This window comes from Frigoribacterium sp. CFBP 13729 (assembly GCF_014841875.1).
Taxonomy (GTDB): domain Bacteria; phylum Actinomycetota; class Actinomycetes; order Actinomycetales; family Microbacteriaceae; genus Frigoribacterium.
Genome location: NZ_JACYUR010000002.1, coordinates 199,712 through 226,355, shown reverse-complemented (window position 1 = coordinate 226,355; position 26,644 = coordinate 199,712). Strand labels below are relative to the sequence as shown.

The 26,644-nt window shown below is 72.6% G+C and carries 26 protein-coding genes and 2 tRNA genes; 14 read left to right on the top strand and 14 right to left on the bottom strand.

All coding sequences use genetic code 11. From position 1 onward, the window contains the following. Nucleotides 1-43: 43 nt before the first annotated feature. The 5 genes from IFT77_RS07510 to IFT77_RS07490 form a co-directional block, all read right to left on the bottom strand. Nucleotides 44-1,147: a substrate-binding domain-containing protein gene (locus IFT77_RS07510; protein ID WP_192040925.1), complete on the bottom strand. Its 1,104-nt coding sequence runs from the start codon at nucleotides 1,145-1,147 to the stop codon at nucleotides 44-46. 445 nt (nucleotides 1,148-1,592) lie between these two features. Further along, nucleotides 1,593-1,667: transfer RNA gene (locus tag IFT77_RS07505), tRNA-Arg, on the bottom strand. A gap of 183 nt (nucleotides 1,668-1,850) precedes the next feature. Then, entirely contained in the window at nucleotides 1,851-2,345 is a 495-nt protein-coding gene (locus IFT77_RS07500) for an HNH endonuclease (protein ID WP_192040924.1), read from the bottom strand. Between the two features lie 329 nt (nucleotides 2,346-2,674). Continuing rightward, a complete protein-coding gene (locus IFT77_RS17430) occupies nucleotides 2,675-3,688 on the bottom strand; it encodes a C40 family peptidase (RefSeq protein WP_192040923.1) in 1,014 nt (337 codons plus the stop codon). Nucleotides 3,689-3,952: 264 nt separating this feature from the next. After that, nucleotides 3,953-4,645, bottom strand: coding sequence for a metal-dependent transcriptional regulator (locus tag IFT77_RS07490; RefSeq protein WP_192169646.1), 693 nt, complete (start codon nucleotides 4,643-4,645; stop codon nucleotides 3,953-3,955). Nucleotides 4,646-4,732: 87 nt separating this feature from the next. Between IFT77_RS07490 and serC the strand changes: the two genes are divergently transcribed. Further along, the gene (gene serC, locus IFT77_RS07485; RefSeq protein ID WP_192040922.1) at nucleotides 4,733-5,845 is read left to right on the top strand and encodes a phosphoserine transaminase; all 1,113 of its coding nucleotides are present in this window, start codon (nucleotides 4,733-4,735) and stop codon (nucleotides 5,843-5,845) included. A 116-nt stretch (nucleotides 5,846-5,961) separates the two neighbouring features. Here the strand turns inward: serC and IFT77_RS07480 are convergent, their stop codons facing one another. Together IFT77_RS07480 and IFT77_RS07475 are read right to left on the bottom strand one after the other, a co-directional pair. Continuing rightward, nucleotides 5,962-6,699: a DUF3027 domain-containing protein gene (locus IFT77_RS07480; RefSeq protein ID WP_192169645.1), complete on the bottom strand. Its 738-nt coding sequence runs from the start codon at nucleotides 6,697-6,699 to the stop codon at nucleotides 5,962-5,964. After that, complete coding sequence (locus IFT77_RS07475; RefSeq protein ID WP_123547905.1) at nucleotides 6,692-7,069, bottom strand: cold-shock protein; 378 nt, start codon at nucleotides 7,067-7,069, stop codon at nucleotides 6,692-6,694. Before IFT77_RS07475 ends, IFT77_RS07480 begins: the two co-directional genes overlap by 8 nt. Before the next feature lie 92 nt (nucleotides 7,070-7,161). Here IFT77_RS07475 and IFT77_RS07470 point away from each other — a divergent pair, with 92 nt between their 5' ends. The 6 genes from IFT77_RS07470 (at nucleotide 7,162) to IFT77_RS07445 (ending at nucleotide 14,233) form a co-directional block, all read left to right on the top strand. Continuing rightward, nucleotides 7,162-7,440: a hypothetical protein gene (locus tag IFT77_RS07470; RefSeq protein ID WP_192040920.1), complete on the top strand. Its 279-nt coding sequence runs from the start codon at nucleotides 7,162-7,164 to the stop codon at nucleotides 7,438-7,440. A gap of 39 nt (nucleotides 7,441-7,479) precedes the next feature. After that, complete coding sequence (locus IFT77_RS07465) at nucleotides 7,480-9,339, top strand: helicase-associated domain-containing protein (RefSeq protein WP_192169644.1); 1,860 nt, start codon at nucleotides 7,480-7,482, stop codon at nucleotides 9,337-9,339. Nucleotides 9,340-9,385: 46 nt separating this feature from the next. Further along, the gene (locus IFT77_RS07460; protein ID WP_192169643.1) at nucleotides 9,386-11,020 is read left to right on the top strand and encodes a DNA repair helicase XPB; all 1,635 of its coding nucleotides are present in this window, start codon (nucleotides 9,386-9,388) and stop codon (nucleotides 11,018-11,020) included. Beyond that, nucleotides 11,017-11,586 (top strand): hypothetical protein, encoded by a 570-nt coding sequence (locus tag IFT77_RS07455; protein WP_192040918.1) that lies wholly within the window; start codon nucleotides 11,017-11,019, stop codon nucleotides 11,584-11,586. The genes IFT77_RS07460 and IFT77_RS07455 overlap by 4 nt, the downstream gene beginning before the upstream one ends. Nucleotides 11,587-11,688: 102 nt before the next feature. Continuing rightward, nucleotides 11,689-12,381 carry a response regulator transcription factor gene (locus IFT77_RS07450; protein WP_123355366.1) on the top strand — a complete coding sequence of 231 codons (693 nt, stop codon included), beginning with the start codon at nucleotides 11,689-11,691 and terminating at the stop codon, nucleotides 12,379-12,381. Between the two features lie 67 nt (nucleotides 12,382-12,448). Continuing rightward, nucleotides 12,449-14,233 (top strand): HAMP domain-containing sensor histidine kinase, encoded by a 1,785-nt coding sequence (locus tag IFT77_RS07445; RefSeq protein WP_192040917.1) that lies wholly within the window; start codon nucleotides 12,449-12,451, stop codon nucleotides 14,231-14,233. Nucleotides 14,234-14,784: 551 nt separating this feature from the next. On the opposite strand, the gene groL is transcribed toward IFT77_RS07445, so the two are convergent. The 5 genes from groL to IFT77_RS07420 form a co-directional block, all read right to left on the bottom strand. Then, nucleotides 14,785-16,404 carry a chaperonin GroEL gene (gene groL, locus IFT77_RS07440; RefSeq protein WP_192040916.1) on the bottom strand — a complete coding sequence of 540 codons (1,620 nt, stop codon included), beginning with the start codon at nucleotides 16,402-16,404 and terminating at the stop codon, nucleotides 14,785-14,787. 134 nt (nucleotides 16,405-16,538) lie between these two features. Then, complete coding sequence (locus tag IFT77_RS07435) at nucleotides 16,539-16,742, bottom strand: cold-shock protein (RefSeq protein ID WP_123547899.1); 204 nt, start codon at nucleotides 16,740-16,742, stop codon at nucleotides 16,539-16,541. 192 nt (nucleotides 16,743-16,934) lie between these two features. Continuing rightward, the gene (locus IFT77_RS07430; protein WP_192169642.1) at nucleotides 16,935-17,525 is read right to left on the bottom strand and encodes a LytR C-terminal domain-containing protein; all 591 of its coding nucleotides are present in this window, start codon (nucleotides 17,523-17,525) and stop codon (nucleotides 16,935-16,937) included. 26 nt (nucleotides 17,526-17,551) lie between these two features. Next, entirely contained in the window at nucleotides 17,552-17,845 is a 294-nt protein-coding gene (locus IFT77_RS07425) for a DUF3263 domain-containing protein (RefSeq protein WP_192169641.1), read from the bottom strand. A gap of 91 nt (nucleotides 17,846-17,936) precedes the next feature. Next, nucleotides 17,937-18,899, bottom strand: coding sequence for a DUF2332 domain-containing protein (locus IFT77_RS07420; RefSeq protein WP_192169640.1), 963 nt, complete (start codon nucleotides 18,897-18,899; stop codon nucleotides 17,937-17,939). Between the two features lie 157 nt (nucleotides 18,900-19,056). On the opposite strand from IFT77_RS07420, the gene msrB reads away from it, so the two are divergent. Next, entirely contained in the window at nucleotides 19,057-19,485 is a 429-nt protein-coding gene (msrB, locus tag IFT77_RS07415) for a peptide-methionine (R)-S-oxide reductase MsrB (RefSeq protein WP_192169917.1), read from the top strand. Continuing rightward, complete coding sequence (locus IFT77_RS07410; protein ID WP_192169639.1) at nucleotides 19,485-20,051, top strand: nitroreductase family protein; 567 nt, start codon at nucleotides 19,485-19,487, stop codon at nucleotides 20,049-20,051. The genes msrB and IFT77_RS07410 overlap by 1 nt, the downstream gene beginning before the upstream one ends. Nucleotides 20,052-20,086: 35 nt before the next feature. Here the strand turns inward: IFT77_RS07410 and IFT77_RS07405 are convergent, their stop codons facing one another. Continuing rightward, on the bottom strand, nucleotides 20,087-20,269 hold the full coding sequence (locus IFT77_RS07405; protein ID WP_123547894.1) for a hypothetical protein: 183 nt from the start codon (nucleotides 20,267-20,269) through the stop codon (nucleotides 20,087-20,089). A 199-nt stretch (nucleotides 20,270-20,468) separates the two neighbouring features. Between IFT77_RS07405 and IFT77_RS07400 the strand changes: the two genes are divergently transcribed. Beyond that, nucleotides 20,469-20,542 (top strand) — tRNA-Thr (locus IFT77_RS07400). Nucleotides 20,543-20,674: 132 nt separating this feature from the next. Beyond that, nucleotides 20,675-21,772: an FUSC family protein gene (locus IFT77_RS17325; RefSeq protein WP_192040911.1), complete on the top strand. Its 1,098-nt coding sequence runs from the start codon at nucleotides 20,675-20,677 to the stop codon at nucleotides 21,770-21,772. Here the strand turns inward: IFT77_RS17325 and IFT77_RS07390 are convergent. Next, nucleotides 21,769-22,020, bottom strand: a complete 252-nt coding sequence (locus IFT77_RS07390) for a hypothetical protein (RefSeq protein ID WP_192040910.1) — start codon at nucleotides 22,018-22,020, stop codon at nucleotides 21,769-21,771. The two genes, IFT77_RS17325 and IFT77_RS07390, sit on opposite strands and share 4 nt — an antisense overlap. A gap of 89 nt (nucleotides 22,021-22,109) precedes the next feature. Between IFT77_RS07390 and IFT77_RS07385 the strand changes: the two genes are divergently transcribed. The 3 genes from IFT77_RS07385 (at nucleotide 22,110) to IFT77_RS07375 (ending at nucleotide 26,596) form a co-directional block, all read left to right on the top strand. Next, nucleotides 22,110-22,391, top strand: a complete 282-nt coding sequence (locus tag IFT77_RS07385; protein WP_192040909.1) for a hypothetical protein — start codon at nucleotides 22,110-22,112, stop codon at nucleotides 22,389-22,391. Between the two features lie 402 nt (nucleotides 22,392-22,793). After that, on the top strand, nucleotides 22,794-23,756 hold the full coding sequence (locus IFT77_RS07380) for a 3-oxoacyl-ACP synthase III (protein ID WP_192169915.1): 963 nt from the start codon (nucleotides 22,794-22,796) through the stop codon (nucleotides 23,754-23,756). Between the two features lie 5 nt (nucleotides 23,757-23,761). After that, nucleotides 23,762-26,596 carry an alpha/beta fold hydrolase gene (locus IFT77_RS07375; RefSeq protein ID WP_192169916.1) on the top strand — a complete coding sequence of 945 codons (2,835 nt, stop codon included), beginning with the start codon at nucleotides 23,762-23,764 and terminating at the stop codon, nucleotides 26,594-26,596. Nucleotides 26,597-26,644 lie beyond the last annotated feature (48 nt).

Sequence of the window (26,644 nt, the reverse complement as noted above, 5' to 3'; positions counted from 1 at the left end):
ATGTGTCCTGCTGTGCGTCAACGACACCCGACATTAATGAACATTAGTGAACAGATGAGTCGCGGACGGTGGATCCACGCACCACCAGCGTCGGCAGCAGGATCATGCGGACGATCGTGTGCGGCGCGGCCTCGCTCTGACGCAGACGGTCCATGCACAGACGGAGTGCGGCGTGGCCGAGTTCGCGCTTGGGCGGCGCGACCGCGGTCAGGGGCACGGCGGCGAGCGCGGAGATCTCGTCGTCGTAGGCCACGACCGCGAAGTCGTCGGGGATGCGCACACCCGCCTCGATCAGACGATCCGTGAACGCCATCGAATCCGCGTCGCCGAGCACGATGGCCGCGGTGATCCCGTCGGCGAGGCAATCTTCGACGAGCGTGTCCAATTCGTCGATCGTCGTGTTCTCGCCGCTTCGCGGCACGGAGAGATCTCGTCTCAGCACGTGCGCGTCGGCCCCGAGTCGGTCCATCACGCGCCCGAACCCCTCGTGCAGACCGGCCACGGTCGCCGCTGGTCGCGCGGCGAGCGCGATGCGCAGATGGCCCTGCTCGACGAGGTGCTGGGTGGCGAGCTCAGCGCCACGGACATGGTCAGAGCGCACCCACTCGAGCTGCGTCGAGATCCGGTCGTCCACACCTCGCTCCACGAGAACGACGGGAACATCGAGGGATTCCAGGTACCTCCGGAACTCTGAGGACTCCCCGAGGCTTCCGTGAGGGGTGACCATCAGTGCGTCGACGCCGCCGCTGATCAGGCGCCGCGCCTGACGCAGTTCTTCATCGGGCGAGTAGTTCGTGGCGCCGACGATGAGCCGGCAATTGTGCTCTCGGGCAGCCTGACTCGCTCCGCGGATCACCTCGGGGAAGTAGTAGTCGGTCGTCGGCACGATCATGCCGATCGTCGCGACAGGCCGCGAGACCTGACGGACCGAGAGGTGGTCGCCCGACTCCTCCTGCTCTCGCGCCACGGCCAGCGAGATGGCGCCACCGTGCACGCGCACCAGCAGTCCGCGCCGCTCCAGTTCGACCAGATCCCGCCGAAGCGTCATCCCCGTGACGCCCAAACGGGTGGCGAACGCCACCGTGGACAGCGACCCGCGCAGCTCCAGCTCCCGCAGGATCGTGTCATGCCGGCCCGCCGCGACCACGTCGCCACCCCCTACCTCGTGTGCACATGAACATGTGAACATGTTGCCACGCGACGACCCTCCACGACGTCCGCTGCCTGAACCGTGCCGGACGACCTGGCGGCGCTGGCCACACGAATCAACGAACCTCGTTATCGGTCGACCCACCAAGTGCTTCTGTTGCGAGGAAGGGAGCTTGGTCTTGCGCCCGCGGAGCTAGCGGGCGGCCTTCGCGATCGCGACGCACAAGCCAGCAGAGGAGCTCGAGGCGATCTTCATGACGATCCGCCTCTGGCGGCAGCTCCAAGACGCTCGCCGCGGCTCTGAGCGCGTCGAGAGCCACGCAATGCGGCCCCGGTAGCCCACCGATAATCTTCGAGCCATATGGGGCTGTACGAGTTTTCGCGGGGTAAACGCGGTAGTGGGGTGCTTACCGAACGCATGATGGGGCGGAACCCCCGTGTTTTGGTGCCCCTGGAGGGACTCGAACCCCCAACCCTTTCCTTAGGACGGAACTGCTCTTCCATTGAGCTACAGAGGCTGACCGGGCGAGTCTACCGAACCCGCACCTCCTCGTCGCGGCACCGCACCTCCTCGACGCTGCACTGCACCGGGTTTCGTACATCGCACCGGGACTAGACGCGGTGCGGTGTACGAAACCCGGTGCGGAGCCGGAGCCGGAGCCGTCGCCGACGCGAGGCCGACCGGCAGCTGCGGCACGAGCTCACGCCGCCGCGAGGTACTCGTCCCACTCCGCCTGCGGCCGGTCGGTGCCGCGCACGACCCAGCCGACGCCGTGGGGCGCCTTCGGCTGCCAGCGAAGGGTCCAGCCCATCTCGGCCGGTGTCCGGTCGCTCTTGACGTTGTTGCAGCGGAGGCAGCACGCGACCAGGTTCTCCCAGCTGTCCGCGCCTCCTCGCGACCGCGGCTGCACGTGGTCGATCGTCGACGCCGACCGGCCGCAGTAGGCGCAGTGGTGCGCGTCGCGGCGCAGCACCCCGCGGCGCGAGACGGGCACGGTGCGGCCGTGCGGGATGCGGACGTAGCGCGTCAGCACGATCACCGACGGACGGTCGTAGGCGAACCCGGCGCCGAGCACGGGGTGGTCGGCGTCGGCCGAGACGACCGTCGCCTTCTGGGTCATGACGAGCACGAGGGCCCGACGGAACGACACGACGGCGAGGGGCTCGAAGCCGGCGTTGAGGACGAGAGTGCGCATGCTTTCCCTTTCGAAGCACCCTGGACGGCTTCCAGGGATTCGACTGCTCTCGGGGCAGCGGGGGCCAGCAGGCCGGCGGGACGAAAAAAGCACCGTCACGGATGACGGTGCTCTATCGAACGGCGGTGTGTCGTATGTGCTCGTGCGACAGCGCACCCATGGTGCGGGTGGCTGTCGTGCGGCTCATGTGACGCTCCTGGTCTCAGCGGAACTCCGAGATCGCCAGGTTAACCCGCGAGAGCCGCCCTGCCTAGGGGCGGGGCGGCTCTTCACTGCTCGTTCACTGCTGCCCGGCCGACAGCCGAGCCGAGGAGGCGGGCGGTCGTTCCCTAGACGGCGTAGCGCACGTAGTGCACCGCGCTGCTCCACAGCGGGCGCACGCTGACGGAGCCGCCGGGCTTCGGCGCGTCGAGGATCATGCCGTTCCCCGCGTAGAAGCCGTCGTGCGAGCCGTCGTTGAAGACGACGACGTCGCCGGGGCGCGCCTCCGAGGCCGAGATCGTCGTGCCCAGGGCGGCCTGGCTGCCGACCGAGTGCGGCAGCGAGACGCCGAACTTCGCGTAGACGTACATGATGAAGCCCGAGCAGTCGAAGCCGGCGGGCGTCGCGCCGCCGAAGACGTAGGGCGTGCCGACGTACTGCAGGGCCGCCTGGTACACGGCGGCCTGGCCCGTCGACCCGGACGAGGCGATGGCCTCGGTCGCCATCGAGCGCGACGACCCGGAGCCGGCGCCCGCCGAGCTGGCGGACGACGAGGCCGACGACGCTGCCGACGCGGCAGCCGCCGCGCTCGCCTGCTCGGCCTGCTGGGCGGCGAGGGCCTGGGCCGACGCGGCAGCCGCCGCGTCGAGCGTGGCCTGAGACGTGGCCGACCAGTCGGCGCGCGTCGCGTCCGCCTCGACCGCCGTGGCGTCGACGGCGAGCGTCTGCCCGCCGGCGACCCGGGCGTCGGTGACGGCGGCGGCCGCGGCCGCCTCGCTCGTGGCCGGGTCGTCCTGGTCGAGGGCGAAGGCCGGGAGGGCCACCGTGCCGAAGAGCCCCGCGGTGACGGTCATGACCGTCACGCTGACGACGCTGCGACGGACGGACAGGCGCGACCGGGTCGCGGGCACCGCGGCGGCGGTCGTCGAGGCGTGGTGCTCTGCGGCGCGGCGCGCGACGAGCTCGGAGCGCAGCACACGTCGCGCAGCAGGGACGGACGACGACGAGCCGCGACGCCCGGAGGCGGCCGCTGCGGCAGCGGCCTCGGCACGACGCAAGGAGGAGCGGGTGGGGAACTCGGCGGAGTCGGCGCGCTGGGCTGCGCTGCCGCCTCCTTCGGGGGGAAGAACGGGAGTGGTCACGAGGTCGGGTCTCCTGCGCCTCGTCACCCTAGGGAGGTGCTCCGTCCGACGTCAGATCGCCTTCTCACGGCAGGAGACGGATGCACGAGACGTCCTGCCACGGGCCCCGCGGCCGGATTCCTGGCTCGGGGACCCTGCGACGCTACGTCATCGCCGCCGAGAAATCATCCTGGAGAGGGACATTCGTCTCGAATTGGTAACGGCCATTGCGTCAGCAATCAGGACCCTGTATGCAACCTGGGAACCCCCGGTGCAAGAGAACGGTCAGGCCGAGACGTAGATGTGCTGCGCGACCTCGGTCGGCAGCTCGAGGCCGTCGTCGTGCCCCTCGACCTTCACGAGCACGTAGGCGCCGACCGACGTGACGGTCGCGACGCCGCCGGGAGTGACCCCCGCGTCCTGCAGCTGCTGGAGCAGCTCGGGCTCGAACTGCACGGGCTCGGCGAGGCGGCGCACGGGGCGCGTCACGCCCTCGGGGTTCTCGGCGAGCACCTGCACGAGGTTGACGACGCCGTCGAGGAACCGGCCGGCAGGCGAGTCGCCCAGCTCGTCGAGGCCCGGGATCGGGTTGCCGTAGGGCGACTCGGTCGGGTGGTCGAGCATCTCGAGCAGACGGCGCTCGACCTGCTCGCTCATCACGTGCTCCCACCGGCAGGCCTCGTCGTGCACGTAGGCCCAGTCGAGCCCGATCACGTCGGCGAGCAGGCGCTCGGCCAGGCGGTGCTTGCGCATGACGTGGGTCGCCTTCGACCGGCCGTCGTGCGTGAGCTCGAGGTGGCGGTCGCCGGAGACGACGACGAGCCCGTCGCGCTCCATGCGCGCGATCGTCTGCGACACCGTCGGGCCGGAGTGGCCGAGTCGCTCGGAGATGCGAGCCCGCAGGGGCACGATGTTCTCTTCTTCGAGATCGAGGATCGTGCGCAGGTACATCTCAGTGGTGTCGACGAGATCGGTCAACAGGGGCCTCCCGGTGGAACGCGTGGACTACCTCGTCAGCTTACCGGCTGCGCGAGGCCGCCCGTGCCGCGTCACTAGGATCGTGCCATGGCGGACCTCTCGATTCCCACTGACCTCCTCCCCCGCGACGGGCGCTTCGGCTGCGGCCCGTCCAAGATCCGGGGCGCCCAGCTCGAGCACCTCGTCACCGCCGGTGCGACCATCCTCGGCACCTCGCACCGCCAGCCCCCCGTGAAGCAGCTCGTCGGCCGCGTCCGTGCCGACCTGGCCGACCTCTTCCGCCTGCCCGACGGCTACGAGGTCGTGCTCGGCAACGGCGGGTCGACGGCGTTCTGGGACGCCGCCGCGTTCGGTCTCGTCGAGAAGCGCGCCGAGAACCTGTCGTTCGGCGAGTTCGGCTCCAAGTTCGCGAAGGCGGTCGCCGCCCCCTGGCTCGAGGCACCCGTCGTCCGCACCGCGGAGGGCGGCTCGCGCAGCGAGATCGAGGTCGTCGAGGGAGTCGACGTCTACGCCTGGCCGCACAACGAGACCTCGACCGGCGTCATGGCCCCGGTCACCCGCGTCGCCGGCGACCCCGGCGCCCTCACCGTCGTCGACGCCACGAGCGCCGCGGGCGGCATCGACTTCGACGCCTCGCAGGCCGACGTCTACTACTTCGCGCCGCAGAAGAACTTCGCCTCCGACGGCGGCCTCTGGTTCGCGCTGATGTCGCCCGCGGCGATCGAGCGGATCGAGCGGATCGCCGCGAGCGGTCGGTACATCCCCGAGTTCCTCAGCCTGAAGAACGCCGTCGACAACTCCCGGCTCGACCAGACGCTCAACACCCCGGCCCTCACGACGCTGCTGCTGCTCGAGGACCAGACCCGCTGGATGCTCGAGAACGGCGGCCTCTCGTGGGCCGACGCCCGCACGCGCGAGTCGTCGTCGGCGCTCTACGACTGGGCCACCGCCTCCGAGTACGCGACGCCCTTCGTCGTCGACCCGACGCACCGCTCGCAGGTGGTCGCGACGATCGACTTCGCCGAGTCGATCGACGCCGCCGCGATCGCCGCGACCCTCCGCGCGAACGGCATCGTCGACACCGAGCCGTACCGCAAGCTCGGCCGCAACCAGCTGCGGGTCGCCACCTTCACGGCCATCGAGCCCGACGACGTGCGCCAGCTGATCCGCTCGATCGAGCACGTGGTCGGCGCCCTCTAGGCACCGCCCCGGCACGCGAGAGGCCCCGACACCACCAGGTGTCGGGGCCTCCGTGCGTCAGCAGCGCCGGGCGTCAGCAGGACCGAGCCGAGGAGGCGCGGGCCGCGTCGCGCAGGTCAGCGGCGTCGACGAGGCAGCGGGTCCTCGTCCTCGCCGTCCCAGTCGCCGTCGTGCGAGTCGTCGTCGGCGTCCGCCTCGGGGTGCGCGGCCGGAACGACGGGCTCGTCGTCGTCGTCCGAGTCCTCGTCGTCCGTGTCGTCGTCGCCCTCCGAGTCGTCGCCGTCCTCGTCGTCCAGGTCGTCGATGTCGACGCCGTCGACGTCGCCGCCGTGGACGGGCCGGGGGCCGTCGTCCTCGTCGGAGTCGTCGTCCTCGTCTGAGTCCTCGTCCTCGTCGGAGTCGTCGTCGTCCGAGTCGTCCTCGTCGTCGTCGTCGTCGTCCGACTCGTCGTCGTCGGCGTCGGCGTCCGCGTCGCCCGCCTCCTGCGCCTTCATCTCGGCGAGGCGGTCGGCCCACGGCACCCAGTCGGGCGCGATCAGGGCGTGGTCGCCGGGCAGCAGCTCGACCTCGAGGACGGTGGGCTCGGAGCCCTCGACCTGGGCGACGCTGACCGTCCAGAACCAGCCGGGGTAGCCGGGCAGCAGGGTCGCGAAGCGGACGGAGACGACGCCGTCGACCTCGTCGACCGGAGGCGCCTCGGCGCCGATCGTCTCGTCGGGGGTGATCTCGAGCAGGGCGGTGCGGGCCAGCCCGGCGAAGGGCGACGTGCGGGGCCCGTCGGTCACGGCGACCTCGGGCGCCGCGGCGGCGTCGGGCGTCGAGGCGGCGTCAGGCGTCGAGGCGGCGTCAGGCATCGAACTGGTCCGCGACGGTGCGCAGCAGCACGGCGAGCTTGGCGCCGTTCTGCGGGTAGCGGCCGTGGCGCAGGTCGCCGCCGGCCTGGTCGAGCACCTTCACGAGGTCCTCGACGATGACGGCCATGTCGTCGGCGCTGCGTCGGCTGCGCTTGACGAGGCTCGGGGCGGCCTCCAGCACGCGCACGGAGAGCGCCTGCGCGCCGCGCTTGCCGTCGGCGATGCCGTACTCGAGGCGGGTGCCCGCCTTGACGCCGACGGTGCCGGCGGGCAGCGCGGACGCGTGGAGGAAGACCTCTTGGCCGTCATCGCTGCTGATGAAGCCGAAGCCCTTCTCGTCGTCGTAGAACTTGACCTTGCCGGTGGGCACGATGTGACTCCTCGTGGTGTGGGGGTGCGTCCTGAGCCAGGACGCGAGGTGCGGGACCGCCCTGCCCGGCGGTCAGCCACTATCCTGTGGAGGTGGCAGACAAGAACGAGCAGAACGCACCTCAGGGCGTCCATCGTACTGAACGCGTGCTGATCGTCATGATGGTCACGATCGTCGGGCTCTCGATCGCCGCGTTCGTCGCGCGGCTCGTGGGCCAGGTCGTCGGCGTCGACGACTACTCGGGCGGGGCGTGGCCGATGGTCACGGTCCTCCCCTTGATCGGGCTGCCGCTCGCGATCCTGCTCATCATCGCGTCGGTGGTGGTCGGGGTCGTCCGTCGCAGCAGGGCGAGTCGCGACACCACACGGTAGACGCAGCACCGCGCTGCTCACCACCAGGAGGCCATGCCCATGTCCAGTGCACTCGACCTCGCGGGCGTGCTCCGCTCCTCCGCGCCCGACGACCTCGTCCGGCTGCTCTCCGCCAGGCTGCTCCGCGCCTCCTCGGTGAACGACGCCTTCGACCTCGCCGACACGCTGCTCGACCCCTCGTCGGTGCGCGACGCGCTGTCGCACCTCGACCGCACCGAGCTGCTCGTGCTGCACGCCGCCCGCACGCCGGGCGACCTCGACGCCCTCGTCGGCCGCCTCGACGCGGTCTTCGACATCGGTCGGGGCGCCGTCGCCGTCGCGGTCGACCACCTCGTCGAGCTGTTCCTCGTCGTGCGCCGGGGCGACGGGCCGACCGCGAGCGTCAGCACCCTCGACGGCGTCGGCGACCGGCTCGACGACGACCCGGCGCTCTCGCCCGGCCGGCTGGGCGCCGAGCACCCGCCCGTCGTGCTCGAGGCCGTGGCCGACGTCGACCGCGACGCCACCGACGCCCGATCGGCCGAACGTCTCTACGCCGTCGTGATCGAGGTCGCCGAGATCCTCCGCGCGCTCGACCGGTCGCCGGCCCGCGAGCTGGCCAAGGGCGGGCTCGCCCTGCCCGAGGTGCGGCGCCTGGCCGAGGCCGCCCGTCTCGACGTCGACGACGTCCCGACGGTCGTGGCCATCGCCTCCCGCGCCGGCCTCGCCGCCGCCGGCCCCGAGGGCGTCGCGAGCACGCAGGAGGCGGCCGCCTGGCTCGCTTCCTCGTGGCCCGACCGCTGGGAGTCGCTGACCCGCGCGTGGCTCGCCTCGCTGCCGGCCGAGATCCTCGCGGTGCTGCACGAGCGCGTCGAGACCTCGTGGGGCGAGCCGCTGTCCGAGTACGCGCGCTGGGCCTACCCGGCCGGCGACGCGTGGATCCCCGAGCGCCTCGCGGTCTTCGCCCGGGCGGCCGAGCTGCTCGGGCTGACGAGCGGCCAGGCCCCGACCCGCGCGGCCATCTCGCTGCTGCGCGAGGGGCCGGAGGCGGCCCGGGCCCGCGTGGCCGACCTGCTGCCCGACGCCATCGAGCAGGTCTACCTGCAGCACGACCTCACCGTCGTCGCGCCCGGCCCGCTGGCCCCGGGGCTGGACGCCCGCCTCCGGGTCATCGCCGACGTCGAGAGCGCGGGCCTCGCCGCCACCTACCGCATCACCGAGGGCGGCATCCAGCGCGCCCTCACCGCCGGCGAGACGGCCGACAGCCTGCGGTCGTTCCTCGAGGGGATCAGCCTCACCGGCGTCCCGCAGCCGCTCGACTACCTCCTCCAGCAGTCCGCCGAGCGGCACGGCCGGTACCGGGTCGAGCGCGTGGTAGGCAGCGCCGACCTGCCTGCCGGAGCGGTCACGGTCGTCAGCTCCGACGAGCGGGCGAGCGTCGACACGCTCGAGGTCGACCACGCCCTCGCGCCCCTGGCGCTGCAGCGGGTGGACGCCGGGCGCGTCGCGACGACGTTCGACCGCGACACCGTCTTCTGGGCCCTCAGCGACGAGCGGTACCCGGTCGTCGTGGTCGACGACGGCGGCGAGGCGACCCCGCCGGCGCGACGCCGCCTGCACCGGCCGACGCCCGTGCCGCCGCGGGACGCGGTGCGCGACATGGTCGAGCGGCTCACCGCGGGCAGCGAGGCCAGCAGCGAGACCACCGACCGCGCCTGGATCACCCGCCAGCTCGACGCCGCGGTCAAGGGTCGCCTGACCGTCACGATCGCCATCGCGATGCCCGACGGCAGCACGAGCCAGCTCGAGATGGAGCCCACGGGCGTCGGCGGCGGACGCGTGCGCGGACGCGACAAGAAGTCGGACGTCGAGCGCACGCTGCCGCTCTCGCACGTCGTCTCGGTGTCGAGCTCGGCCTGACCGCCCCCGGCCGCCTCACGGCAGGTCGCGCCTAGACTCCACCCTCATGACCGGCCCCCTGATCGTGCAGAGCGACCGCACCGTCCTGCTCGAGGTGGCGCACCCTCAGGCTGAGGACGCGCGCCACGACCTGAGCGTGTTCGCCGAGCTCGAGCGCGCCCCCGAGCACGTGCACACGTACCGCATCACGCGCCTCGGCCTCTGGAACGCGCGCGCCGCGGGCCACACCGCCGACGACATGCTCGGCACGCTCGAGAAGTACAGCAAGTTCCCCGTGCCGCAGAGCGTCACGGTCGACGTGGCCGAGACGGTCGCCCGCTACGGGCGCATCGTGATCGAGCGCGACGGCGAGACCCTCGTGCTGCGCGGCACCGACGACGCCGTGCTGCGCGAGGTCACGCGCGTCAAGAAGATCGGCGAGCTGCTCGGCATCCGGCGGAGCGACACCGTGTGGGAGCTCCTCCCCTGGGCTCGCGGCGAGATCAAGCAGCAGCTGGTCAAGCTCGGCTGGCCCGCCGAGGACCACGCCGGCTACACGCCCGGCACCCCGCACGCCATCGAGCTCGACCAGACCGACTGGCAGCTGCGCGGCTACCAGCAGCAGGCGATCGACGAGTTCTTCTCGGGCGGCTCGGGCGTGGTCGTGCTTCCCTGCGGCGCCGGCAAGACGCTCGTGGGCGCCGGGGCGATGGCCGCCGCGGGCACGACCACGCTGATCCTCGTCACGAACACGGTGAGCGCACGGCAGTGGCGCGACGAGCTTCTGAAACGCACCTCCCTGACCGAGGACGAGATCGGCGAGTACTCGGGCTCCGTCAAGGAGGTCAAGCCGGTCACCATCGCGACCTACCAGATCCTCACCGCCCGCCGAGCGGGCAAGTACACGCACCTGTCGCTGCTGGACGCCCTCGACTGGGGCCTCGTCGTCTACGACGAGGTGCACCTCCTGCCTGCCCCCGTCTTCAAGCTCACCGCCGAGCTGCAGGCGCGGCGCCGCCTCGGCCTCACCGCCACCCTCGTGCGCGAGGACGGCCGCGAGGGCGACGTGTTCAGCCTGATCGGGCCCAAGCGCTTCGACGCCCCCTGGAAGGAGATCGAGGCGCAGGGCTACATCTCGCCCGCGAGCTGCTTCGAGGTCCGGGTCGACCTGCCGCAGCAGGACAGGCTCGAGTACGCGGCCGCCCCCGACGACGAGCGCTACCGACTCGCGGCCACGGCGCCGGCCAAGCTCGACGTGGTCAAGCACCTCGTCGAGCGGCACGAGGGCGAGCAGATCCTCGTGATCGGCCAGTACCTCGACCAGCTCGACCAGCTCGCCGAGGTGCTCGACGCCCCGACCCTGACGGGCGCGACGCCGATCGACGAGCGCGAGCGCCTGTTCCAGGCCTTCCGCACGGGCGAGATCAAGGTGCTGGTCGTCTCGAAGGTGGCCAACTTCTCGGTGGACCTGCCGGAGGCGACGGTCGCGGTCCAGGTCAGCGGCTCGTTCGGCTCGCGGCAAGAGGAGGCGCAGCGGCTCGGGCGCCTGCTGCGGCCGAAGAAGTCGGGCCTGCCCGCGTCGTTCTACACGCTCGTCAGCCGCGACACGGTCGACCAGGACTTCGCGCAGAACCGTCAGCGGTTCCTCGCCGAGCAGGGCTACAGCTACACGATCCTCGACTCCCCGGTGCTGGCCGCGTGAGCGGGCCCGACCTCGGGCCCGGCGACGTCCCCCTCGGCGACGACGAGCTCTGGCGCGACGGCCTGCGCCGCGTGTTCCTGGCCGACCAGTCGCCGTGGGCGGCCTTCGGGCCGCTGGTCGCCTCCCTCGACCACGAGGCCGTCGAGTACCGGGGCCAGCGCTCGCGCACCGCGCCGTGGGACGACACGGTCGTCGTCTCGGTCGAGCGCACGTACGAGGTGCAGGGCGGCCTGCACGCCGGCGCGAGCCTGAGCGTCGTGACCTGGACCCGCGACCCCGAGGTCCTCGAGCGCAGCGACCTGCTCGCGGGCTCCCCCGTCGTCGACCACCTCTACGCGGGCCTCAGCGCGCTCGGCGAGCTGGACGACGCCGAGGAGGCGCGGGTCGTCACCGCCCCGGTCGAGCGGTTCCCGGGATGGGAGATCGCCCGCGCCTCCGGCTACACGGCCGTGCTCGAGCAGCGCGACGGCGTCGCCTTCACGCTCGCGGTGCCGGACGAGCTGCTCGAGCTCACGACGCGCATCGCGCTCGTGCCGAACACCGAGTGGGACGACGCGGGTCGCTGACGGTCGACTGACGGCTCGCTGACGGCGCGCTCGCTGCTCGCACGCGGTCGGCGCACTCATGACTCACAGGCAACACCGAGGGCGCGGACAGATACTGGGGCCATGAGCGACGGCCCCAAGATTCTCATCGTCGATGACGAGCCCAACATCCGCGACCTGCTGACCACCAGCCTCCGGTTCGCCGGCTTCGCCGTGCGAGCGGTCGGCAACGGTGCGCAGGCGATCTCCGCGGTCCTCGAAGAAGAGCCCGACCTGATCATCCTCGACGTGATGCTCCCCGACATGAACGGGTTCGGCGTCACCAAGCGCCTCCGCTCGTCGGGCTACACGTCGCCGATCCTGTTCCTCACGGCGAAGGACGACACCGAGGACAAGATCACGGGCCTCACCGTCGGCGGCGACGACTACGTGACGAAGCCGTTCAGCCTCGACGAGATCGTCGCCCGGATCAAGGCGATCCTCCGCCGCACCATGAACGAGGACGAGGACGCGATCATCCGCGCCGGCGAGCTCACCATGGACCAGGACACCCACGAGGTCACCATCGGCGAGACCGCGATCGAGCTCAGCCCCACCGAGTTCAAGCTGCTCCGCTACCTCATGCTGAACCCCAACCGCGTGCTGTCGAAGGCCCAGATCCTCGACCACGTGTGGGAGTACGACTTCAACGGCGACGCCGGCATCGTCGAGAGCTACATCTCGTACCTGCGCCGCAAGCTCGACCAGTTCTCGGCCGAGCCGATCATCCAGACGAAGCGCGGCTTCGGCTACATGCTCAAGGCCGCCAAGGCCTGACGCGCAACGATCACCGGTGGCGCCCGGGAGCCTCGGCTCCCAGGCGCCACCGGTATCTTCGCTTCTCATGCACGAACGCCTGTCGCAGTGGTGGAACGAGATCTCCATCCGCACCAAGATCACCGGGATCACGGTCACCTTGGTGACCCTCGGTCTGCTCGTGGCGGGCCTCGGCACGATGACGGTGCTCAGCACGTACCTCTACGGCCAGGTCGACCTGTCGCTCAAGTCGGCGGCCGAGAGCTTCACGGGTGCATCGCCGAGCGCGACGAACGCCCAGTCGTGCACCGTCACCTTCGGGGCGACGAGCAGCAGCTTCGTGGCGCTCTTCCGTGAGGACGGCACGCGCATCTGCGACAACGCCGACGAGCTGCAGGGCGGCACGGGGCCCGACCTCTCGGCCGTCGACCTGCCGAAGGCCGGCACCACGGCCGAGCCGATGAGCGTCTACAACTCCGACCACGACCAGCAGTGGCGCATCTACGCGTTCGACAAGACCCTGACGCAGCGCGACCAGACGACCGGGGTCGTCGAGCAGATCGACGCCACGATCGTCACCGGCACCAACCTCGCCAGCACCAACGCCGTCATCGGCCGCTTCAGCGGCATCTTCCTGGGCTTCGGCGTCTCGGTCATCGTGCTCGGCGCCGCCCTGACCCGACTGCTCGTCACGTCGACCTTCACTCCCCTGCGCGACGTCGAGGCCACGGCCGCCCGCTTCGCCGACGGCGACTTCAGCCAGCGACTCGACTCGACGACGCCCAACACCGAGGTCGGCAGGCTGAACCGGTCGCTGAACACGATGCTGAGCCGGATCGACTCGGCCTTCGACGACCGGTCACGGACCATCGACCAGATGCGGCGCTTCGTCGGCGACGCCAGCCACGAGCTCCGCACCCCGCTCGTCAGCCTGCGCGGCTACGCCGAGCTCTACCGGATGGGCGCGCTGACCAAGCCGGAGGACGTCGCCCAGGCCATGGACCGCATCGAGAAGGAGGCGATCCGGATGGGCGTCCTCGTGCAGGACCTCCTCGCGCTCGCCCGTCTCGACGAGTCGAAGCCGCTGGAGCTCGGCCCGGTCGACCTGGTCGCCATCGCCCGCGACTCGGCCCTCGACACGATGGCGTCCAACCCGGACCGCGACATCGCCGTCGTGGTGCACGACCCGGTCGTCAGCGACGGGGCCGAGGAGGTGCCCGCGGCCGACCTGTCGGCCGTGCCGGACGACGCGGTCGCCGTGCCGCCCGGGTCGACGGGGGCGATCTCGTTCGCGGGTGCCACCCTCGCGCGCCTCCGTGGCCTGCGGGCCCGTGCCGTCAGGGCGGGCGATCCCGTGGACGACGGGCAGGCGGGCGACCTGTCGGGCCACGGCCCGCAGGCGCCGGCCGTGGTGCTCGGCGAGGAGAACAAGCTGCGCCAGGTGATCACGAACTTGATGGGCAACGCCATGCGTTTCACGGAACACGACAGCCCGATCGAGCTCGCCGTGCAGTCCGACCCGGGCCGCGGCGTCGCGACGATCGACATCGTCGACCACGGCGAGGGCATCCCGCCGCAGATCCGCGAGAAGATCTTCCAGCGCTTCTGGCGTGCCGATTCGTCGCGGACCCGCGACACGGGCGGCTCGGGCCTCGGCCTGGCCATCGTGTCCGGCATCGTGTCGGCGCACGGCGGCAGCGTCGACGTCTTCGACACCCCCGGAGGCGGTGCGACGTTCCGCGTCGCGCTGCCGCTGTTCCCCGAGGCTGGCGGCGCTGGGTCTGGGGCTGGCGCTGCGGTCGGCGCGGGCGCCAACGCCGGTGCTGGCGCTGGCGCTGGCGCTGAGATGACGCCCGCGACGCCCGCCTCCTAGTCGAACCCGGGGTCTCAGGCCCGCAATTCGCGCGTGATCCGTCTTCCGGGAACCGCCGAGGCCTGTCGCGCAGACTCGTGCCGCGCGGATCACTCTCGGCTTGCGACCCCACGCCCCCGAGAAGGTGCGGCGCAGCCGCGGCTCCTCCCCCCTCGAGCGCCCCACCCGTGATCCGCGCGATCCGTACTGCCGGCCCCGCGCCTCCTGCACGGAGGCCAAGGCTGCACGCAGATCACTCTCGAACCACGGGCATGCTGCACATGCCGACCGGCGAGCCTGCTGCAGCGGAGAATCCGGGTATCCAAGGGCCTTCGAGCGCGCTGCGGTCGGGTTCTGCGGCTCACGCGCACGTGAAGGCTCCTAGCGCGCAGATGCCGACCTGAACTCCTCCATCAGCGGCTTTTCCCTCGATTGCGACGCGCGACGACACCGTCTGGTCGGCATGTGCGGAAGAGCACCCCCACGAGCACACGCACGCACCCGCACTCACGCCGAAGGGCGGCTCCCCCGGAGGAGAGCCGCCCTTGCGGTGTGACTGGTGCGGTCGCGGACTAGAAGTCCATGCCGCCCGAGGGGTCGCCGGCCGGGGCCGGGTTGCGCTCGGGCTTGTCGGCGACGACGGCCTCGGTGGTCAGGAACAGACCAGCGATGGAGGCGGCGTTCTGCAGGGCAGAGCGGGTCACCTTGGCCGGGTCGATGATGCCGGCGGCGATCATGTCGACGTACTCGCCGGTCGCGGCGTTGAGGCCGTGTCCGACGGGAAGGCTGCGGACCTTGTCGGCGACGACGCCGGGCTCCATGCCTGCGTTGAAGGCGATCTGCTTCAGCGGAGCGTCGATGGCGACGCGCACGATGTTCGCGCCGGTCGCCTCGTCGCCCTCGAGGTGCAGCTCGGCGAGAGCGGTCTTGCCGGCCTGGATGAGGGCGACGCCACCACCGGCGACGATGCCCTCCTCGACGGCTGCCTTCGCGTTGCGGACGGCGTCCTCGATGCGGTGCTTGCGCTCCTTGAGCTCGACCTCCGTTGCCGCGCCGGCCTTGATGACGGCGACGCCGCCGGCGAGCTTGGCGAGGCGCTCCTGGAGCTTCTCGCGGTCGTAGTCGCTGTCGGTCGCCTCGATCTCGGAGCGGATCTGACGGACGCGGCCCGCGATCTGCTCGGGGTCGCCGGCGCCCTCGACGATGGTCGTCTCGTCCTTGGTGATGACGACCTTGCGAGCACGGCCGAGCAGGTCGAGGGTCGCGTTCTCGAGCTTGAGGCCGACCTCCTCGGCGATGACCTGGCCACCGGTGAGGATGGCGATGTCCTGCAGCTGGGCCTTGCGACGGTCGCCGAAGCCGGGGGCCTTGACGGCGACCGACTTGAAGATGCCGCGGATCTTGTTGACGACCAGGGTCGCCAGCGCCTCGCCGTCGACGTCCTCGGCGATGATGAGCAGCTGCTTGCCGCTCTGGATCACCTTGTCGACGACGGGGAGGAGGTCCTTGATGTTCGAGATCTTCGAGTTGACGATGAGCACGTAGGCGTCCTCGAAGACGGCCTCCTGGCGCTCGGGGTCGGTCACGAAGTACTGCGACAGGTAGCCCTTGTCGAAGCGCATGCCCTCGGTCAGCTCGAGCTCGGTGCCGAAGGTGTTCGACTCCTCGACGGTGACGACGCCCTCCTTGCCGACCTTGTCGATGGCCTCGGCGATGAGCGCGCCGATGGTGGGGTCGGCAGCGGAGATCGAGGCCGTGGCCGCGATCTGCTCCTTGGTCTCGATGTCCTTCGCGTCGGCGAGGAGCTGGGCCGAGACGGCGGCGGCGGCCTTCTCGATGCCGCGCTTCAGCGAGATGGGGTCGGCGCCTGCGGCGACGTTGCGGAGGCCCTCACGGACGAGCGCCTGGGCGAGCACGGTGGCGGTGGTGGTGCCGTCGCCGGCGACGTCGTCCGTCTTCTTGGCGACCTCCTTGACGAGCTCGGCACCGATCTTCTCGAACGGGTCGTCGAGCTCGATCTCCTTGGCGATGGAGACGCCGTCGTTCGTGATGGTGGGGGCGCCCCACTTCTTCTCGAGCACGACGTTGCGGCCGCGCGGGCCGAGCGTGACCTTCACCGCGTCGGCCAGGATGTTCAGGCCGCGCTCGAGGCCACGACGGGCCTCTTCGTCAAAAGCAATGATCTTAGCCATGTGTTTCCTCGTCCCTCCCGGACGTCATGAAGCAGAAGCATTGGCACTCACCAACGGCGAGTGCCAGGGACGATTCTGGCACTCTCACCTATGGAGTGCAAGTGAGCCCCGCACCTCACGACGCCCGGGAGGGGTCAGGCCAGGCGGACGCTCTCCGCCTGCGGCCCCTTGTCGCCCGTGCCGACCTCGAAGACGACCGCCTGGCCCTCCTCGAGGACCTTGTAGCCGTTCATGTCGATGGCGGAGTAGTGGACGAAGACGTCCTGTCCGCCGTCCGTCACGGTGATGAAGCCGTAGCCCTTCTCCGCGTTGAACCACTTGACGGTGCCCTGTGCCATGGTGTCGTTCCCCTTGCTGTGCTCTGGTGCGGCGCGTGCGGTGGTGCCAGTGCCGGGACCAGATGCTAGCCAGGGCGCACAGGCCCGCAGAAGGCCTCGGCGCAGGGTTAACCCGTCGGAAGTGACGAATTCACACGTTCCGCAACGGGGCGGCAACACGACCGCAACGGGACGGCAACGAGGAGGCGCGCCTCAGGGCGCGTAGTCCGCCCCGAGCACCGCGGTCACCGACGAGTCGGGGAACGCGTCGCTCAGCTCGACCCTGGTCGCGCCGAGGTCGCGGGCCACGCCGCGGGCCACGGCCTCGTCGGCCGCGTCGGCGTAGTAGACGATCGTCGAGGGCACGGTGCCGTCGGCGTTGCCCTGGCCGGCCACGGTCCAGCCGGTCTCGGCGAGGGCCAGCGACGCCCGGCTCGCGAGCCCGCTCGTCGTGGTGCCGTTGAGCACGGTGATCGTGGTGACGTCCGGGTCGACGGACGCCGGGTCGGCGGGGGCGACGGTCTCGGCCGGCGTCGCCGGGGAGGCGGTCCCGTCCGTCGCGTCGTCGGCCGGCGTCCCGGACCCGGCCTCGGCCGTCTCGTCGGAGGTCGGAGAGACGAACTGGAAGCTGTCGTTCGCGACGCCGAGGTACACGACGCCCGCGCCGACGAGGACGCCGACCGCGAGGGCGCACCACGCGAAGACGACCCAGCCGCGACCTCGCCGTGCCACGGCTCGGTGGGCCCCGACCCTGTGCAGGTCGCCGGGCACCTCGTCGAATCGGTCGCGGGGGTGTTTCGCCATGGTGTGGTGTCGGTCTTCCGTGTGGGTCAGCGGTCGGTCGGCCCGAACGAGCGGGCGGCCCTCGCCCGGGAGCGCTCCTCACGCAGTCGCAGGAGCCTCCCCACGAGCATGGGCGAGTAGGCAAGTGCAGCAGGCCTGTCGAGGAGGGAGCCGAGCATCTGCTGATAGCGCGCGGTCGTGAGGCCGAGCTCGCGCCGCACCGCCGCCTCCTTCTGTCCGGGCGAGGAAGGGGCACGCTGCTCGAAGTCGAGCAGGGCACGGTCGCGCTCGGACAGCGCGCTCGTGCGCACGTCCCCGCTGCCGCTGCCCTCGTCGCTCACTGCCCCGCCCTCTCGGTCCCGGCCAGCTTAGGGGCGGGCGGCGGAGCAGCCGGGGAGGCGCGGGGCGGTTCGGCCGGTCCGCTCCCAGCCGTCAGCCGGTCGTCCACAGGCGGGTGCCGTGGGCGTCCCCCACCGCCAGCGCACGTCCGTCGAGGGCGAGCACGGCGAAGGCCTCGTCGACGGGCACACCGTCGGGCAGCACGACCGGCACGTCGTGCAGCAGGCCCCGCCGCTCGTACGAGATCCACCGCGCGCCCAGGCCGCCCACCAGGTCGACGAACTCCTGTCGACGGCGTCCGGGCAGGTAGACGAGCGTGCCGGTCGAGACGACGACGAGGGTCGCGTCCCGGGGCGCCTCGGCCGCGAGCCGCACGAGGTCGTCGACGGCGTCGCCCCGCTCGACCCGAGGAGGCGCGGCGGCGGCCACGGAGACAGCCTGCGCCAGCAAGGCGGCCCGCCCCGTCGCCCCGGGCGGGAGCAGCGCCTCGAGCCAGCCCACGTCCCCCGCGGAACGCACGTCGAGCGGGTCCAGGTCGAGGCCCGCGCGCCAGACGACCTCGGGCAGCCGCACCTCGCCGAGGTCGCCGTGCACGACGACGTCGAGCTGGACGGAGCTGTCCGGGGCGCCCCAGCGGACGTCGCCCGCGCGGTGCCCGTAGCGGTCGGGCAGCAGGCCGAGGCCGGCCGAGGCGCCGACCTCGAGCAGGGCCACCGGCCCCTCCACCCGAGCCAGGGCGAGCGACACGGGGCTGGTGCGCCGCACGTCGTTGGTCTGCGTGAGCCGCCGGCCGAGCTCGTCGAGGAACCGGTCGGGGTGGTCGAGCAGCCAGCGCCGCAGCTCGGGCCAGGGGCCGAGGGGCGCGCCCAGCCACCTCGCGACGGCGAGCACCAGCACCGGCTGGCGCCGCGCCTCCTCGGCTCGCTCGACCAGCGCGAGCACCTCGGCGTCGGCGGCGACGCCTCGGGCCGCGGCCCCCCAGGTCGGCGACCCCTCGAGCAGGACGGCGTCCGCGTAGGCGGCGAAGCGGTCGGAGAGGGTCGGCGGCGGGGTCACCGGCCGAGTCTCGCACCCCTGGGAGGCAGCCCCGAGGAGGCGGCGGCGCGGAATGGGCGTCGGCGGCGCGGTGTTCAATGGAGAGTCCCCGACGAGCAGGCCCTGACGCCTGCGAGTCCCCCCTGACGCAGAGGAGTGCACCATGGCGAACGAGCCCGTGTCGTACCAGGTCGAGAAGTCCGACGAAGAGTGGCGTCGTGAGCTCGACCCCCAGGCATACCAGGTGCTCCGCCAGGCGGCGACCGAGCGCCCGTGGACGGGTGAGCTGCTCGACGAGAGCCGTGCCGGCGTCTACGCCTGCGCCGCCTGCGGCGCCGAGCTCTTCAAGAGCGGCACCAAGTTCGACAGCGGCTGCGGCTGGCCGAGCTTCTACGAGTCGGTCGACCCCGATGCCGTGCAGCTGATCGAGGACGACTCGCTCGGCATGGTCCGCACCGAGGTCCGCTGCGCGACCTGCGGGTCGCACCTCGGCCACGTGTTCCCCGACGGCTTCGGCACCCCGACCGGCGACCGCTACTGCATGAACTCGATCTCGCTCGACTTCAAGGCCGAGGGCACCTCGGCCGGCGACCAGGCCCAGGCCTGATGGGCGCCGTCGCCGACGCTGCCCGCCGGCGACGGTCCCGCTCGAAGGTGACCGACGAGGCGCCCGGGCACGAGCAGCTGCTCGAGCTCGTGCAGGCGGCCGCGACGGTGGCCGACCACTCGTCGCTGCGGCCGTGGCGGCTGATCGAGCTGCGCGGCGACGACCGGCTGCTGATCGGTCGAGGGCTCGCCGAGGCGAGCGGTGCCGACGGCAAGTCGGCCGAGAAGCTCGAGCAGAAGGCCCTGCGGGCGCCGCTCGTCCTCGCGGTCGTGCTGTCGCCCGTCGAGAGCCGCAAGGTGCCCGAGTGGGAACAGGCGAGCGTCGCCTCGGGCGTCGCCCACCTGCTGTCGCTCGTGCTCGACGACGAGGGCTGGGGCGTGTTCTGGCGCACCGGCACCGACACCCGCCACGAGGCGGTGCACAGGGCCCACGGGCTGGCGCCGCACGAGAAGCTGCTCGGCTGGCTCTACGTCGGCGGGCGGACCGAGCGCGACGAGAAGCCCCGCAAGCTGCTCGAGCCCGGGCGCTTCGTCAGCGCACCGGGCTCGGCGACCGTCGAGGCGTAGACCTCGGCGAGCAGCCTGGGCCTACCAGCCTGCGTCTACCAGGACTTGCGGCTCTGCCCCACGACGGTGATCGGCAGCCAGAACGAGCCGGTCATGAGCACGATGCCCGCGAAGAAGACGAAGGCGTTGGGCTCGTCCTGCCCGAACGAGTACGCGAACAGCGCGAAGCTCGCGAGCAGCAGGATGATCGAGCCGATGGCGGTCAGGACGTTGGTCATGGGAGCTCCTCGTGGTCGGTGCCCGGGACGACCGGGCGCGACCGCGCGGGTCGCTGCAGCTCCTACTTCACCACTTGCGCCGGGTCTGCGCCAATCCTGCGTGGCGTGCAGGCCGCCAGCCGCGCCCCAGCGCGTGCTCGCTGCCCTCCTCACCTGCCCGTCGCCCGTCCGACGTCGGGTCGGTAAGATGGTCCCGCCCGCCGCCTTGGCGCAGTCCGGTAGCGCAGTGCTCTTGTAAAGCGAAGGTCGTCGGTTCGAATCCGACAGGCGGCTCCCCCGGCCCCGTCCCGCCCCTCGGCGGGGCGGGGCCTTCCCCGTGCCGGCCTCAGCCCTCACCCCTCACCCCGCACCCCCAGCCCCGCAGCACCCGACGACGTGCGCTCCCGACGAGAGGACCTCTCGACCGTGCCGTCCCGCCCGCCCGCCGCCGCCTCCGGCAGCCTCTTCCCCCGGCCCCGCGACCTGCTGCGCGTCGGGCCGCACGACGGCGCCCACCTGCCCGCCCTCCGCGTGGCCGTCTCGGTCGTGCTGCCGCTCGCCGTGCTCGTCGCGATCGGGCACGCCGAGTGGGCGCCCTACGCGACTTTCGGCGCGTTCGCCTCGGCGTTCGGCCGCGGGCTCGGTCGCGTGCAGCGCCTCGGCATGCAGCTCGAGGCGGGCGCGCTGCTCGTCGTGGTCGTCGTGCTCGGCACGGCGCTCTCGGCGGCGCAGCTGCCCGCCGTGGCGCTGGTGCCGGTCGTGGCGCTCGTGGCGGGGGCGGCCTCCGTGGTCGCGGACGTGCGCGACTGGAACCCGCCCGGCCCCCTCTTCCCGGTCTTCGGGCTCGGCGTCTGCGCCTTCGTGCCGGCGGTGCCGTCGAGCGTCGGGGTCGCGGCGGTCGTCTCGTCGCTGAGCGTGCTGCTCGCCCTCGCGACCTCGCTCGTCGGCCTGGTGCGCCGCTCCGGCAGGCGGGCCCTCGCCGAGCCCGGCGCCCGGGCCGTCGGGCGTCCGGTCGTCGCCGTCGACCTGCGCCGCGCCCTCCTGCACGCCGGCGTCTGCCTGGTGGCCTCGCTCGCGGCCGGTCTCCTCAGCGTCGGACTCGGGCTGCAGAACCCGTACTGGGCGATGGTCTCCGCCGTGGTGCCCGTCGTGGGCCGCGCGACGTCGGGCCAGCTGCTGCGAGCCGGCCACCGCCTCCTCGGCACGGTCGTGGGGCTGGGCCTCGCCGCCCTGCTGCTGGTCTGGCAGCCGAGCGCCGTCGCGCTCGTCGTCGCCTTCGGGGTGCTCCAGTTCGGGACCGAGCTCGTCGTCGCGCGGAACTACGGCCTGGCGCTCGTGTTCATCACGCCGATGGCGCTCGGCATGCCCGCCATCGGCGGCGCGCCCGTCGACGTGGGGGCCCTGATCGCGGCCCGCGGGGCGGACACGGTGATCGGGGTCGGCGTCGTCGTGCTGGTGCTCCTCGCGACCCACCGACTCCGCAGCAGGCCCGCGTCGGACGGCGCGCCGACCAGGCTCGCCTAGGAGGCGTCGGCCTGCGCGCGCGCCCGCCGGTCGCCCCGGGACCACCAGACGAGGTCCGCGACGCCCTGCGCGATCAGCAGCACGGCGACGAGGGACACGATGAGCGTGATCGTCTCGACCGGCCCGCCGGAGGTGAGGGTCAGCAGCTGCACGACGAGCCCGAGCACGCCGAGGACGATCTCGAAGACGGGAGGCAGGACGGTGCCGGTCTTCGTCAGCGTGAACCAGGGGCGGCGGAGTTCGCTCATGGTCCGAGTCTAGGGAGGACGTATCCTCGACCGGGTCGCCCGGACGGCGACACGGCACGCCGCCGCGCGGCACGACCCAGGAGGCCATCGTGAGGACCAGGCAGGTGCGCGTCGACCCCGACGTCCCGAACTGGCTGCTGACGAAGGACGGCGGCCTCGTGCGGCCGATCGTGACCGTCGTCTCTGCCGGTCTGCTGGCCGCCAGCATCCTCACGAGCCTGCTCGTCGGGGGCGGCAGCCTCACCGTCGTGGCCGTCGTCCTGCTCGTGCTGGCCGTCGCGGTGACCGTCTGGGCCGTCGTCGACGTCGTCTGGTGGACCCTCGGCGGTCGTCGCCGCATCGTCCGGCTGCCGCGCGACCCGGACAGCTGACACCTCTCCGACCCTCGAGACATGCTCGCGAGGGCATGTTCGTGCCCCGCGATCCTGGCAACCGCACAGAGAACTGCGCCGTAAACTCGACCGATGCACCCGACCGGTGCTCACGATCTCCCGGCTGCCGACGACCACCGTTCGTCGCCCGAGCCGGTGCACACGCCCGAGACAATTCGACAGGGAGTCCCGTTGACAGGACACGCCACGACCGGCGCGGCGCCCACCGACGCCGCCTTCTTCGGAGCCGACGCCGCGACCCTCGAGGCCGACGCTGCCGAGCGCGAGGCCGGTGCCGCCTCCGCGGCCGCACGGGACGACGGCGCCGCGGTCCCCGCGGTCGGGGCCGGCAACGCCACCACGCGCCACCGCAACGTCGCGCTGCTCAGCGTCGCGAGCACCATGGCGACCCGCGTGACCACCTCCGCCAGCATCGACGATAAGCTCCGCCCGGTGCTCAAGCGCCTCAAGCTGCCCACGGGCCTGCTGCAGCGCGTCGCCGGCGTCGAGGAGCGCCGCAACTGGGCCGAGGGCCAGAGCTTCGACGAGGCCGCGATCGACGCCGGCAAGCGAGCGCTGGCCGAGGCCGGCGTCCGGCCCGACCAGGTCGGCCTGCTCATCAACACCTCCGTGACGCGGCCGCACCTCGAGCCCTCGGTGGCCGTCCGGCTGCACCACGGCCTCGGCCTGCCCTCGTCGGCCACGAACTTCGACATCGCGAACGCCTGCCTCGGCTTCGTCAACGGCATGACGCTCGCCGCGCAGCTGATCGACGCCGGCCAGATCGACTACGCCGTGATCATCGACGGCGAGGACGCGGACGACGTCCAGGTCAACACCATCGACCGCCTCCTGACCAAGGGCTACGAGCGCGACGACTTCATGAGCGAGTTCGCGAGCCTGACGCTGGGCTCCGGCGCCGCGGCGGCCGTGATCGGCCGTGCCGACCGCCACCCCGAGGGGCACCGCATCCTCGGCGGCGTCACGCGCGCGGCGACCGAGAACTACGACCTCTGCGTCGGCAGCGTCGACGGCATGTTCACCGACGCGAAGGCCCTGCTCAAGCGCGGCATGGAGCTCGTCGTCTCGGCCTGGAAGGAGGCGGCCCGCGACTGGAACTGGCAGCGCATGGACCGCTACATCATGCACCAGGTCAGCGACGTGCACACCGGCGCCTTCGTCAAGGCCGCGGGCATCGACCGCAAGCGCGTCCCGCTCACCTACCCCACCCTCGGCAACGTCGGCCCGGCGTCGATCCCGATCACCCTCGTCGAGGAGTCGCGCACCCTCTCCAAGGGCGACCGCGTGCTGCTGATGGGCGTCGGCTCGGGCATCAACACCGCGATGATGGAGCTCGCCTGGTGAGTCGCCTGCCCTCGGCCGCGCGGGCGACGTCGCCCGCGACGCTCCCCCCGGCCGGGCTCGACGGCCTCGACCCGTCGTGGTCGCGGCTGGTGACCGTGCCTGCAGGAGGCGCCGAGCGCGTCGAGCGCACGTGGCACCTCCTCGACAACGCCGCCTCCCTCGAGGCACTCGGGGCGGAGCCCGTCGGCACCGTGCTCTGCGTGCACGGCAACCCGACGTGGTCGTACCTCTGGCGTCGTCTCGTGGCCCAGGCGACCGAGGCCGCCGCGTCCGGCCGGCCCGCGTGGCGCGTCGTCGCCGTCGACCAGCTCGACATGGGCTTCTCGGAGCGGACCGGCGTCGAGCGGGGCCTGCCTCAGCGGGTCGCCGACCTCGCCGCGCTCACCGCCGAGCTCGGCCTCGAGGGCCCCGTCGTCACGCTCGGCCACGACTGGGGCGGCGTCGTCTCGATGGGCTGGGCGGTCGACCACCCCGGCCAGCTCGCCGCGGTGACGATGCTCAACACGGCGATCCACCAGCCCGCCGACGAGCCGATCCCGGCGCCCCTCCGCCTGACGCTCGCCCGCGGCGTCCTGGGACGCGCGACGGTCGCGACGACCGGGTTCATCGACGTGACGCTCGGGCTCGCCCACCCGCGGCTCACGGACACCGTCCGTGCCGGTTACCGCGCCCCCTACCTGTCGGCTGCGCGCCGTGGCGGCGTCGGCGGGTTCGTGGCCGACATCCCCGTCGACCAGCAGCACCCGAGCCGCGCCGAGCTCGACCGGATCGCCGCCTCCCTGCGCGACCTCGCCGTGCCGAGCCTGATGCTCTGGGGCCCGCGCGACCCGATCTTCGGCGACCGCTACCTCGACGACCTCGCCGACCGCCTCCCGCACGCCGACGTGCACCGCTTCGAGGGCGCCGGCCACATGATCGCCGAGGACGTCGACTACGCGGCCGCCGTGCTGACCTGGCTGGGCGACCGGTTCCCCGAGGGGCCGGGCCGCACCTCCTCGTCCGGCGACGGCCGCGCCTCCTCGACTGGCGGAGGTGCAGCGGCGACCACCGCAGGCCTGCCAGGCACGGCGTCGACGACCGCCGAGGAGGCGCCGGGCACCGCCCAGGACCGCCCGCTCTGGTCGTACCTCGACTCCCTGGCCGACAGCCCCGAGGCCGCCCTGATCGAGATGGTGCCGCACGGGGCCGCCCGCGGCTCCGGCCCCCGTCGGGTCAGCTGGCGGCTGCTCAGCCGCCGCGTCCGCGAGATCGCGCTGGGCCTCCGCAAGCACGGCGTGCGCCCGGGCGACCGGGTGTCGCTGCTCGTGCAGCCCGGGGCCGACCTCACCGCCGTGCTCTACGCCTGCGTGCGGATCGGGGCCGTGGTCGTCGTCGCCGACGCCGGGCTCGGTGTCCGCGGGCTCACCCGTGCCGTGCGCGGCGCCTGGCCCGACCACGTCATCGGCCAGCTGCCAGGCCTGACCGCGGCACGCGCGCTCGGCTGGCCGGGACACGTCGTCTCGACCCAGCGGCTCTCGCCCGTCCTGGCGCGCTCGCTCGGCGTCGAGACCTCGCTGCCCGAGATCGCCGCCCTCGGCCGTCGTGCGCACGACGCGATGGCCGAGCCGCCCGAGCCGCCCGTGGCCGAGGCACCCGCCGCGATCCTCTTCACGTCCGGCTCGACGGGGCCCGCCAAGGGCGTCGTCTACCGGCACGGCCAGCTGACCGCGCTGCGGGACGCCCTCGCCGACCGGTACGGCGTCGGGCCCGGCACCGGCCTCGTCGCCGGGTTCGCCCCCTTCGCCCTGCTCGGCCCCGCGCTCGGCGCGACGAGCGTGACGCCCGACATGGACGTCACCTCGCCCCGCACGCTGACCGCCCGCGCCGTCGCGGCGGCGGCCGAGGCGGTCGACGCGACGGTCGTCTTCCTCTCCCCCGCCGCGCTGACGAACGTGGTCGCGACCGCGGACGAGCTCGACGACGCCGGTCGCCGCGCACTCGCCGGGGTGTCGACGTTCCTGTCGGCCGGTGCCCCCGTCTCGGCGACGCTGCTCGCCGCCGCAGGCGACCTGATGCCGGGAGCCGTGCCGCACACCCCCTACGGCATGACCGAGGGACTGCTGATGACCGACGTCACGCTCGACGAGGTCCGCGAGGCCGCGAGCGACCCGTCGGCGAACGGCGTCTGCGTCGGCCGCCCGGCGCCGACCGTGCAGGTGCGCGTCGCTCCGCTCGACGAGGCGGGGCGCGCCTCCGACGCCTTCTCCGACGCCGTCGGCGTCACGGGCGAGATCGTCGTGTCGGCGCCGCACCTCAAGCACGGGTACGACCGGCTGTGGCTGACCGACCGGGCCAGCGTGCGCGGCGTGGGCGACACGACCGGCGTGGGCGGCGCTGCCGCCGGGACCGACGCCTCCTCGGCCGGGTCGTCCGGTCGGTGGCACCGCACCGGCGACGTCGGGCACGTCGACGAGCAGGGCCGGCTCTGGGTCGAGGGGCGCCTGCCGCACGTCGTGACGACCGCCTCCGGCCCCCTGACCCCGGTCGCCGCCGAGCAGGCCGTCGAGTCGCTCGCCGGCGTGGCCCGCGCGGCCGTCGTCGGCGTCGGACCGGCGGGCACACAGCAGGTCGTCGTCGTCTGCGAGGGGTCCCCCGCCGTGCGGCGCCCCGGGCTCGCGGCCGCCGACCTCGCCGCCGACGTGCGCGCGGCCGTGCTCGACGCCGTCGGCCACCGCGTCGCCGCCGTGCTCGTCGTGCCGGAGCTGCCGACCGACGTGCGCCACAACAGCAAGATCGACCGCGCGCGCCTGTCTGCGTGGGCGACGGCGGTGCTGTCGGGCGGACGGATGCGCCGCCCGTGAGCGCGCCCGTGGCCGCGCCCGTGGTCGCCGCGCCCGCGCCCGCGCCCG